This window comes from Desulfatiglans sp. (assembly GCA_012513605.1).
Classification (GTDB): domain Bacteria; phylum Desulfobacterota; class DSM-4660; order Desulfatiglandales; family HGW-15; genus JAAZBV01.
In genome coordinates, this window is sequence record JAAZBV010000144.1 from 1 (window position 1) to 11882 (window position 11882).

The following is an 11882-nucleotide window of genomic DNA, read 5'->3' on the forward strand; positions in this document are numbered from 1 at the left end:
GGAATAGTTATCGTCTTAGAAAGAATAATGAAAAGGAGGCAATAAAATCAGATCAAATTGAAATGTAAAGTGGCTCAGTTTTCACGACCGAAAATGGCTCACTTTTTAACGACCATTGACAATAGGTGCGTTTCAGGCTGCGAGCGCAGCGGTGGAGATGAGCCCGCCATACGGATGGGACACAAATTCTGTGATCTTGACTGCAGCAGACTGGGAGGAGAGGACAGATAAAAATGAAACACTCATGTCGCATCAGGCAAGCATGGCCTTTTACACCATGTTTCTTGATTACCCCGCATTATTCAAGGACCTGAACCGCCATTACCCTGCGGATACACCTGTCGCGGTTGTGTGTAATGCCGGAGACCTTGATAAACAGAAGATAATCCGCTCTACTGTGGGGAAATTCCTTGATGAGGTAAAATATATAGGGCTTCCGGTTCATATGCTCTTTGTGGGCAAATTTTTAACAGCAGGTCAGGCCAGGAAAGAAGCCCTGATGAATGTGCTTGAAACCCATCCATAAGCATCTCATAAAATGTAAAAGGCCGGGGGAGCAACTCCCCCGGCCTTTTATGTCGGAATCGGGAAGAAATAGAAAAGTAATATGTCTGCAAAATAATGGGTTTTTTCTCTTATGTCAAGAATAATATATGTTATTTTTGAAATAATTAATTAATTTTTGCTACTGTAATAAAATCAAATAGTTACTTAAGTAACCAGGACTGAACCATTAAAAATAAAATCCATTCCAAAATTACAGAGATGCATTCAAAATGGAAAAGGCCGGGAGAGCAACTCTCCTGGCCTTTTCCGGCGGATACGGAAGAAATAGAAAGATATGGTTAAAGTTAATACTTAATCCCTTCGGTTATGTCAAGAATAATATATGCATATATGACGTTTATTGACAGTAAATAATATTTATACTATACATTTTGAAAATACATAAAATATCTAAATGAATATCCCGGCTTGTCTGGCTGCAGGAGGAAACATATGAATGATTTAAGAAAGAAAAGTACTTTTGATGTCGATTATTTACAGGAAGATGATACTTCAGCCATAATTGCAAAGGCCGCATCAGGAAATGGTATCAGGTTAACAGGCATGCCTGATGGCGGGACCGGATTTTTTTCATCAGGCGCAGGTGTGCTTAAGGTAAACAAAGAGGCCCTCCTTAAAATTAATTCCATTGTTGGTATATTTTTCTCTACAATACATGGGAATCATGCTGTTACCGATGAAACACCTGTTGGCGAAATCAGAACGATCTCATTTGAAACACATGAAAAGAATATCAGAGAGGCGGAAAAGATATGCAAGGAATCTTCTCCGGTGATTGAAATAAAGCCACTCAGAAGCCTGAAGGTTGGGATTATAACAACCGGGACTGAAATATACAGCGGAAGGATAAAGGATAAATTCGGGCTGATATTGAAAGAGAAATTCGCAAGGCTTAACTGTGAGGTTATAAAACAGGTATTTGTGCCTGACGATGTTGAAAAGACAGTCGCCTCTATTCATGAACTTGTTTCCGAAGGTGCTGACCTTGTTGCGCTCACCGGAGGGATGTCAGTTGATCCAGATGATCTTACCCCTTTAAGCATAAGGAAGACCGGGGCCAAAATTGTAACATACGGGGTTCCTATATATCCAGGGGGAATGTTTCTTCTTGCATACCTGGGTGATGTACCTGTTCTGGGTCTCCCTGGTTGTGTTATGTATCACCGAGCAAGTATTTTTGATCTTGTGCTACCATTGATAATAGCCGGTGAAACAGTTACCAGGGAGTATGTGTTATCACTTGGACATGGCGGTTTATGTGCAAGATGTGAAGAATGCCGTTATCCTGTGTGCGGGTTTGGGAAGCAGTAAAATGTAAATGGAAAGGCCGGGGGAGCATCTCCTCCGGCCTTTCTGGCTAAATCCAAAAAACCCAATGAGTAGGGTATAGTAAAAAATTTAACTTATGTCAATAATAATATATGCTAAAAATGAAATAACTAAATATCAGTCAAAAATTTATTCATCTTCCAATGATAAATTCCCTGTAGAAACAGCAACCCCCTTTATCAGGGCATAAACCTGCTGTCCCGGTTTAAGCCCGAGGGACTCCCTTGCTGCACGGGTTATCCTTGCTGTTATCATGCAGCCTATATCAAGGCGTATATCAACCATCATCTCATCTCTTTCTATTATTTCATCTACCCTGGCCGGAAGAATATTCTGAAAACTTGTATTTGAAGGTTGGTCAAGGGAGATTGCCACATTCCTGGCCTTGATCAGGACAATAATTTTTGACCCTTTTTTAAAATTCAAGGGGGGCACATGAAGCAACCCACCATTAAAACGAAGGTGAGTAAGATACTGGCTGTGTTCTTCAATCGCCGTAGAAATAAGAGCCCCGTAATTTGAGGAGCCAAGGAACTGCTGCATGTCAGGCCGGCCTAACACCTCACCAGCGTCACCAAAGGAGATCACACCCCCGGCCTTGAGTATAACAACCGTATCTGCCAGGTTTAGCACCTCATTAAGAGAGTGGCTGACATAAAGGATAGGTATCTTAAACTCGCTTGTGAGTTTCCCGATAAAGGGCAGCACATCGGATTTCCTCGCCTCATCCAGTGAAGAAAGCGGTTCATCCATCAGGAGAAATGTGGGGCTGGTGAGAAGCGCCCTGCCTATGGCTACACGCTGCTTTTCACCACCGGAGAGATTTGAAGGCATCCTTTTTAAGAGATGTCCAATACCCAATAGATCAACAACCTGGTCAACAGTAATAAATCTATCATTCTTAGGTATAAGATTCATCCCGTAAGTGAGATTATGCCTTACCGAAAGATGAGGGAACAGGCGGCCATCCTGGAAGATATAGCCTATATGCCTTTTTTCCGGGGGGATATTGCAACCGGTTTTTGAGTCAAACAGGGTGCGCCCGTTTACTATTATATGACCCTCATCAGGACGCCTGAGCCCGGCAACCATGTTAATTATAGAGGTCTTTCCTGCCCCTGATTCCCCGATAATGGCAGTAACACCTGCCTGATGGAACGCGAATGAGGCGTCAATCTGGAACTGACCATTTCTTTTTTTTATACTTAGGTTTATCATAGACTAACCCCTGATGCGTCCAGAAAAATGCCGGGTCATAAACTCAGATACCATCAGGGCAGCCATGGCAATAATTATAGATATTATACACAGGCGGATAGCAGGTAACTCACCGCCTGGCATCTGCGTCATGGTATAAAGGGCCAGAGGCAGGGTCTGTGTCTCTCCCCTGATGTTGGAGACAAAGGTTATAGTGGCGCCAAACTCCCCAAGGCTCCTTGCAAAAGAGAGTATTAAACCGGTTATAATACCGGGTATGATCAACGGCAGGGTGATAGTAAAAAATACCCTGAATGGCCCGGCCCCCAGCGTGTGTGCCGCCTGCTCAAGCCCCTTGTCTACATTTTCAAGAGAAATACGAATGGCCCTCACCATAAGCGGAAATGCCATTATACCGGCTGCTACGGCTGCGCCCTTCCATGTAAAAGCAATGGTGATGCCAAGGTATTCATAAAGCCATGCACCTATCAGACCCCTGCGCCCGAGCAGGATTAAGAGGAGATACCCGATAACCACCGGAGGTAGAACCAGCGGCAGATGAATAAGGCCATCCACAATGGATTTACCGGGAAAAGAAAAACGCGATAAAAGCCATGCCACTGCAATACCGAAAGGGAGACCACCTGCTACTGCCCACAATGAAACAAGAAGGCTTAAACGGATGGCCTCAAGCTCAAGTGGTGTTAAACTTAAAAAAGTCATAATAACCTGATTACACTACTTAACAATAAAACCATATTTTGTAAAAATATCCTTTGCCTCGGGGCTTTTAAGCATCTCTAGAAATTTAATTGCTGCCGCGCTTTTTTTGCCAGCAATAATGGCTACAGAAAAGGTTATTGGCTTATGGCTTTCCTCAGGGAATACCCCTACAACTTTAACCTTGTCTGATATCTTTACATCAGAGGCATAAACTATACCAAGGGGTGCCTCGCCACGTTCAACCAGGGCCAGCCCAGCCCGTACATCCTTTGCCCTGGCTATCCTGTTTTCAAGACCCTGCCACATGCCTAAGTTTATAAGTGCCTCCTTAGCATATTTACCTATAGGGACATGATCAGGATCACCTGTAGAAAGAAGACCATCACCCAGATATTTTCCAAGATCCTGGCCTTTCACCAGATCAATATGGTCTATAGGGGTTGTTACCGGGGCAATGAGCATCAGGATATTTTTTAAAAAATCAAACCTGGTGCCAGGCTCAAGCAATTTTCTTGTATCAAGATAATCCATCCACTCTGAATTTGCAGAAATAAATATATCAGCGGGTGCCCCCTGTTCAATCTGTTTTGCCAGTGTTGATGCTGATGCAAATGATAAAATGGCCTTCCCCATTTTATGATTTTCAAACAGTTCTCCCACATCTGTCATGGCATTGGTTGTTGAGGCAGCAGCAAATATTGTTACCTTTTGCTCACCCTGTGCTGCAAAGGTAACAGTGGAGATACCAACAAGCCAAATCAGCAGACACTTGATGGTAATAAAAAAATTCATTCCCTTTCTATAGCCCATATCCTGCTCCTTTTTTTCTCTTCTATATACTGTCTTTTATATAGTATTATTTATTTGACCAATTCTTTTTGACAACATATGATTCCTGATAAGAAAACTACTATTGTATTATTTAACTGTCAATTATATTTTAAAATGGCACATGCAATAAAAACAGCTAAAGGTTTTCAACAACATAACCTTTTCACCATGCCAAAAAGGCATATGACAGGGAGTTTATATGACTCAGCAGGGTAATACGATTATTTGCAACCTCAGGCAGTACCGGGTTAAAAAAAAGCTCTCACAGGATGAACTTGCAAAGATAATAGGCATAAAACGTCAGGCCATCTATGATATTGAATCAGGGCGTTATCTGCCAAATACAGCCATTGCCCTTCAACTGGCCCGTTTATTCGGGTGCAGTGTTGAAGACCTTTTTATAATGGATGAACCGGTGGAAGCCCAGCCGGTGCATGTAATAAATGGTGATAATACCCCTTCAACCAGGCTCTCCCTTGCAAAGGTCCGTGACCGGCTGGTTGGCATCCCGCTCAAGGGTGCAAGGGCCACCTCCTTTGGCCTGAAAGCAGCAGACGGCCTTCTGGATAATGGCGGTGAAAAGACACAGATACTTCTTCCTGAACACCTGCTGAACAATACCATTATACTTATGGGGTGCGACCCTGCATTTGAGATCCTTGCAAATCATATCTCACGTATAGCGCCTGACTTTCGTGTCCACTGCCTGTTTGCATCAAGCCATGCCTCTTTAAACGGCCTTGCAGAGGGTCATGCCCATGTGGCTGGGACTCATCTGCATAATACAGGTGATGCTGAGGCCAATGTAGCCATTACCAATGAGAAACTGGGGCAAATGAAATGCCATATCTTTGGATTTTCATTTATGGAAGAGGGGCTGATCGTGGCACGTAACAATCCCCTTGGCATTCGTAATGTGGCTGACCTGGCTCAACCTATGGTGCGGTTTGTAAACCGGGAGCAGGGGGCCGCATTAAGGGTTCTGCTTGATGACGAATTAAAAAAGGCAGGGATACCCGGAACTGCTATAAACGGGTATCAGAATGAGGTAACATCACACCGGGATGGCGCAAGTAAGGTGGCCTGCAACGTAGTAGATGCGGCCCTTGGCCTCAGGGCGGTTGCCGATTCCTATGACCTTGGGTTTGTTCCGATCATATCTGTCCGCTGCGACCTTGTTATCCCTGATGACATGATGAACCACCCCACAATAAAAATACTTACCAATGCCCTGCAATCACAGATATTAAGGAAAGAGATAGATGCCATTCCCGGTTATGACGGCTCTGCAATGGGTAAAATCATCAACTGACACTTATCCTGCCCCGCTATCCTTTAGCGGGGTTATCCATTCATATATATATTCACTTTGTAAAAATCTTTTTCGGATCAATCACTATCCGGCCTTTTAATCAGAAAATGTTCAAAGCTATTTAAAACACCCTGAAATTTTTTTACAAAATTGGCTTGACTATCTGAAATCTGTTATGTTATTTCTGGCATATAACGTGTTAAGCGTACAAATTAAGTTTATAAAATAAGTAATAGCCATTAATATCCCTTCCCGGAAAAAGGTTTTTCTTATTTAAAACCACACAATTGATTCGCGGATACACGGTAAAATGAAACCGGCCAATGGCATCATAGGGCCTGAAAATGGATATTTTTTAAAAAAGAGATGTATTGAAATCAATAGGGAGGAGTTTTAAATGGAATTCAGATACAGGAAATTAGTAAAAATTAGCGTGATTCTTACATCCCTTGCCCTTGCGCCATATGCAGTGGCAGGTGATGATGAGGAAAAAGAGGAAAAGGCATCAAAAAAACAGACTGCACAGGCACAGCAGGTAGAACCGATGACTGTGGTTGATAAACCGGTCTCCATGCGGGAGGACCTTGATCCATCCAGTATTACAAATATTTACAGGATTGAAAAAAGTGCCCAGTTTGGGACAGAGGTCTTTACGGAAGAAGATATCAAAAATCTGCAACCGAGCAACTTTTTTGATCTGGTAGAAAATGCAGTCGGTATAAATGTCACTTATCAGGGCCGTAAACAGCCCTTTTTTGTGTCACAGCGCGGGGGAGGTAATTTCACCTATATTATTGACGGCGCTGTCCTTCCTTCAAGCATTAACCGTATCCTGTACAAATTCCCGGTCTCTGCCATAGAAGAAATGCAGGTCGTACGCGGGTCAACATCCCTTTCACTTGGCCCATCCATTCCAATCGGTTCATCAAATTCCGGTTCAGGGATCAACACAGGTTATATTATCATCAGGACAAAACAGCCTAAAAAGACAGAAGCCATCCTGAGTGGTTCTATTGAAAAATCGGTTGGTGACCAGCCTACAGCAACCTCTGAAAGCCTGTATTTAGGTACAAGGCATGAATGGGAATCAGGTGTCAATTTATACGGAGGGGTATTTGGCGCTGCATCAGACCGCCCGAGTAAAACACTCTGGTTTGACGGTAGAAAATCCAAGGGCGGAATGGTCAATATGGGTTTAAATATCGGAAAATTCAACATCAACACAATGGCTTACAAGGATTCCGGAGACTTTGAAATGCAGCGCGGGGTCACGTTTGACGGAACCATAGATAATGCCAAGTGGTATTATGACCCACTGAAATCGGAAGTGTTTTCAACCGATATGGGAGTGCAATGGACACCAAACCAGACCACCATTATTAATTTATTCCAGACAAAATTTGAGCAATTGGAACATAACGGAAGCTTCATCAACTCAACCATGAGAGAATCCACATACGACGAAGAGACAAAGGGAATGGGTATCCGCCATAATGCGATTTTTGGAAATACCCTGTTTCAGGCCGGGGGCCAAATATCTAAGAGCAATGGGGTAAGCGCAGGTTCCAAGTGGAGCAGTTATGACACCAGGGTTACAGGTTTTTCCACATCTCTGGAACAGAAATTTTACGATGGAAACCTTACCCTGGATGCAGGATATCGCCAGGATAAAAAACACATAGATGAATCAGGTAGCGAAGATGTGAACGAAGATTTAGACATGGCACCTTCCAAGGTTTATGCGCTGGGTGCTTTTTGGAAGATTACAGACACCTACACCATGAACGGTCGCTATTACAAGGGTAAACAGGGCACAGTAGGTGATTTTGACATGAGGCTCGAAGGTGATGCAACACCCCATCCGGAAAATCAGGAACGTATTGAACTCTCTGTCTCGGCAGAATATGCATCATATTTCAGACCGTCTCTTACATGGTACGATATCGATATAAAAAATAAAAAATCATCAACATCCAACACTTATGATCTAAATGGCTCTACCTATTACTATTACAGCGAGTCCGATGAGCTTAGAAGAGGTCTTGAGGTGATGATCCAGGGGACAGTACTTAAAAATACAACCTATAAGGCAAGCTGGACTCGTACCCTTGATAATGAATCGAAAAGTGAAGGCATTACAACCGATTCTATAGGTAAAAGCAACCCGGAAGACCTCTATACCTTTGCCCTTACCCATAAATGGGATCAATACAAGGCGAATGTATCAATAAGGAAGGTTGACGAATGGCAGAACTCAAGCAGCCCAATGGGAACCGCACAGTACGGCGGACTCGGTGGATACACAAGGATAGATGCCAATATCAGCAGGGATTTCGTTTTCAATAATATTGTCCTCAATACTACCCTGTTCGGTCGAAATATTGGAAATGAACACTACTCAACCAGATATGTTACGGGTTATTACCCTGACCGTGGACGCACAATCGGTATAGAATTGTCTTTTATTTACTAGAGTAATCATGAGCCGCAACCAAGGTTGATCCGGTTACGGCTCAATAGATCTGGAGGAAATCAAATATGTCTATCTTACAAAGTATAATACTGGTCTCAGTTCAGGTATAAATATTTTTCTATCTAATTAGGATGCAGAGGTAACACACAATGAAGGAAATATACTCAAATCATATAAGCCTGATATCAGGGATAGGAGAATTGCCCCTGATATTACTCACTATTTCTATCATGCTGATTGTTTTATTCAGTTTACCTGTGGGGATTGCGTCAGCCCGCGAGATAGTCGATATGGCAGGCCGCAAAGTTACTATCCCCGATTCAATTAAAAAGGCTTATGTGCCATCGGCTTATGGTTCTTATCTGGTCTATTCGATTGATCCCTCTATTCTCGTAACCTTCAAGGGCTTTAACGGTGATGACAAACGATATATGAGTAAGGCCCTTGATGTTATTCCTGAGTCAGATGATAAATCCGGCAAGAATAAGGAGCAGAATTTAAAAAATATCCTGGAGGCGAAACCTGATCTGGTAATTATGTGGACGACTAAAAAACCCTCCCCTACACAACCGGGAAGAATGGCTGAGACATTGCATCAGCTTAACCTCCCGGTTGTGTATGCTGTTGCAGAAACCTTCAATGATTATCCGGATATCTATCTGTTTCTGGGGAATGTGCTTGGGAGAGAGGAGCGGGCAAAAAAACTGAGCGACTATTTCAGAAAGATATTAACTGATATCAGAAATGTTGTTGATAAAACCTCTCAGCGAAAAAGGGCGACAGTCTATTACGCAGAAAAGGATGATGGCCTGAGCACGGAATGCGATGACTCCATCCATGTGGAAATGCTCAGGTACACCGGTGATACGAATATCCACCGCTGTCATACATCAAGCCACATGGGATTTGAAAAGATGACCCTTGAGCAGATAGGTAAATATGACCCGGATTTTATCATTGCCCAGAGCAGGGAATTTTATAACAGGGTTGTAAAAGAAAAAGACCCGGCGTGGCAGGAGGTCAGGGCAGTCAGGGAAGGGAAGGTTCATCTGATTCCAAAGTCACCATTCAACTGGTTTGACAGACCGCCGTCATTTATGAGGCTCATGGGGTTAAAGTGGCTGACCAACATGCTTTACCCTGATGAATACAAGATAGACATCATAAAGGATTCAAAAGAGTTCTATAGCCTCTTTCTGGGTGTGGATTTATCGGATGATGAGATGAAGGGGATAATATACTGACAACATCAGCCCTTATAAACATGCGATGAGGAGGTCAGAAACCCTGACATTGTTTATCATAATTTCCTGCCTCCTCTTAGTTTGATTAAAAAAAGGATTACAACGGGCGTGTATTTAAAAATCTTAGACAAAAAAGCTTAGGGTAAATGTAATTTTTACAATTCAGTTGATTTAGATAGAATATATTAAATATTGAGGATTTGATATCTTTACATGAGTCTATGTAGGTAAAATATTTAATTAATACAGTATGTTAATAAAAATATAGAAATATATTGACTTAAAGCAGCCTGATTTGTAAAAGGTAATATGTAATTTTTAAACGCTATTTATATTTTTTAAACGGTTTTCACTATGTCTATCTTACAAAGTATAATACTCATTGTTGTTTTATTGGTTTTATTCCTGTTTTCAGCAAAAATAACAAGGCAGTATGCCAGGGCAGTCCTCTTCAGGTTCGGGCGGCTTTCCGGTATAAAAGGTCCAGGCCTTTTTTTTATCATCCCATTTATTGATCAGATTGTTCGGGTGGACTTAAGGATAAGGCAGCTCGACGTGCCGAAGCAGACTATCATAACCAAGGACAATATCAGTGTGGATGTAGATGCGGTCATCTATTATCACGTAAAGGATGCATCAAAGGCCATTGTCGAGGTTGAAGATTATGAGGCCGCTACAGCCCTCATAGCGCAGACAACTCTGAGGGATGTACTGGGCCAGAATGATCTTGACATGATCCTTTCGGACAGGGAAGCCCTGAACCAGAGAATTCAGTCCTCCCTTGAAACACTAACAAGTTCATGGGGTATCGATGTTGATGTTGTAACCATCAGAGATATAGCTTTGCCGGAAAACATGCTGCGTGCCATTGCAAGGCAGGCAGAGGCAGAGAGGGAAAGAAGGGCAAGGATTATCCTTGCGGATGGTGAGTTCCAGGCATCACAACGCATGAGTGAGGCTGCAAAGCTTTATGAAGAGACACCGACAGCCCTGAAGCTCCGTGAGTTCCAGAACCTCTCCGAGATAGCCAAGGAAAAAAATCTCATAGTTGTAACCAACAGGGTTGATGAGACCGGGACCATGCTCGGATGTATCAAGGCCATTAACAGGTGAAACAGGTGAACAGGCAGTCGACCATCCGTTCATTTTACGGAATCCCGAAAAAGACTAAGAGAGGCAAACTCAGCCGGGTCAGGGTGGCCCATTCACATTCCCTCTGGAAAAAGGCCCTTTTTCTGATCAGTCTTGCCGCCCTTCTGGTTATATCAGCAGGTGTAATACTCACCCTGGGACAGGTCCCCATGAAGATTTCGGATGTGTACGCAACAATTGTTAACACGTTAATCCCTGACATTTTTATGGTAGACGATCTTATAACCCATGTCATACTCAAGATACGGCTTCCGCTTATCCTGGGCGCAATAATATCAGGGGCGGGTCTTGGCATATGCGGGTGCGTGATGCAGGCGGTCTTAAAAAACCCCATGGCAAGCCCCTTTACCCTTGGCATATCATCAGGCGCCCATTTCGGTATATCTATCGGCGCAGTGTTCGGCGTTACCATACTTAACGGCCCCTATTTCCTGGTGGGTAATGCCTTCCTGTGCGCCATGCTCTGCTCCGGGTTCATCATCTCGCTATCAGCTCTGAGAGGCGCAACATCAGAGACCATGGTGCTTGCAGGGATTGCTGTCAATTACCTGTTTCAGGCGACAAACCAGTTTTTAACCTACATAGCAGACGATGAGCAGCGAAACATTATGTCATTATGGGGTATGGGATCCCTTTCGAGCCTCAACTGGAACGGGGTCTGTTTTCTTCTGATAGCTTCGCTCATATGTCTCCCCCTTATTTTTATGAGGGTATGGGACCTTAACCTCATGACAGCAGGCGATGAAAGCGCAAAGAGCATGGGTGTAAATGCAGGCCACATCCGCATCTTTATCATGGTTGTTGCAAGCCTGCTTGTGGCAGCCATAGTCGCCTTTGTAGGGGTTATAGGGTTTGTCGGTCTTATTGCGCCTCATACAGGCAGGATGATCCTGGGTAATGACCACCGTTACCTGATACCCGCAAGCGGCGCATTGGCGTCAAGCTAAAATCTATTGAAATGACAGGATAAATTTTAATGTTAAGGATTGATCGTACATACAATATATTTTGTTGTCCATATAAAATATCCACTGAAAGAGGATATCAAATATTA

General features: G+C 43.2%; 10 protein-coding genes. 7 read left to right on the plus strand and 3 right to left on the minus strand.

Features of this window, described 5'->3' with window-relative positions; genetic code table 11:
* Window positions 1-157: 157 nt before the first annotated feature.
* Window positions 158-526: a hypothetical protein gene (locus tag GX654_19550; GenBank protein NLD39061.1), complete on the plus strand. Its 369-nt coding sequence runs from the start codon at window positions 158-160 to the stop codon at window positions 524-526.
* Between the two features lie 473 nt (window positions 527-999).
* Entirely contained in the window at window positions 1000-1878 is an 879-nt protein-coding gene (locus tag GX654_19555) for a molybdopterin-binding protein (protein ID NLD39062.1), read from the plus strand.
* A gap of 147 nt (window positions 1879-2025) precedes the next feature.
* Here the strand turns inward: GX654_19555 and modC are convergent, their stop codons facing one another.
* Genes modC through modA form a run of 3 tightly spaced genes read right to left on the minus strand, consistent with a single transcriptional unit; the run spans window position 2026 to window position 4608 of the window.
* The gene (gene modC / locus GX654_19560) at window positions 2026-3114 is read right to left on the minus strand and encodes a molybdenum ABC transporter ATP-binding protein (protein NLD39063.1); all 1089 of its coding nucleotides are present in this window, start codon (window positions 3112-3114) and stop codon (window positions 2026-2028) included.
* Window positions 3115-3117: 3 nt separating this feature from the next.
* Entirely contained in the window at window positions 3118-3816 is a 699-nt protein-coding gene (gene modB, locus GX654_19565) for a molybdate ABC transporter permease subunit (GenBank protein ID NLD39064.1), read from the minus strand.
* A 15-nt stretch (window positions 3817-3831) separates the two neighbouring features.
* Entirely contained in the window at window positions 3832-4608 is a 777-nt protein-coding gene (modA, locus tag GX654_19570; GenBank protein ID NLD39065.1) for a molybdate ABC transporter substrate-binding protein, read from the minus strand.
* A gap of 238 nt (window positions 4609-4846) precedes the next feature.
* On the opposite strand from modA, the gene GX654_19575 reads away from it, so the two are divergent.
* The 5 genes from GX654_19575 (at window position 4847) to GX654_19595 (ending at window position 11775) form a co-directional block, all read left to right on the plus strand.
* Window positions 4847-5959 (plus strand): helix-turn-helix domain-containing protein, encoded by a 1113-nt coding sequence (locus tag GX654_19575; GenBank protein NLD39066.1) that lies wholly within the window; start codon window positions 4847-4849, stop codon window positions 5957-5959.
* Window positions 5960-6356: 397 nt separating this feature from the next.
* Window positions 6357-8432 (plus strand): TonB-dependent receptor plug domain-containing protein, encoded by a 2076-nt coding sequence (locus GX654_19580; GenBank protein NLD39067.1) that lies wholly within the window; start codon window positions 6357-6359, stop codon window positions 8430-8432.
* Between the two features lie 149 nt (window positions 8433-8581).
* Window positions 8582-9676, plus strand: a complete 1095-nt coding sequence (locus GX654_19585; protein ID NLD39068.1) for an ABC transporter substrate-binding protein — start codon at window positions 8582-8584, stop codon at window positions 9674-9676.
* Between the two features lie 354 nt (window positions 9677-10030).
* Complete coding sequence (locus GX654_19590; protein NLD39069.1) at window positions 10031-10789, plus strand: slipin family protein; 759 nt, start codon at window positions 10031-10033, stop codon at window positions 10787-10789.
* Complete coding sequence (locus tag GX654_19595) at window positions 10786-11775, plus strand: iron ABC transporter permease (GenBank protein ID NLD39070.1); 990 nt, start codon at window positions 10786-10788, stop codon at window positions 11773-11775. The genes GX654_19590 and GX654_19595 overlap by 4 nt, the downstream gene beginning before the upstream one ends.
* Window positions 11776-11882 lie beyond the last annotated feature (107 nt).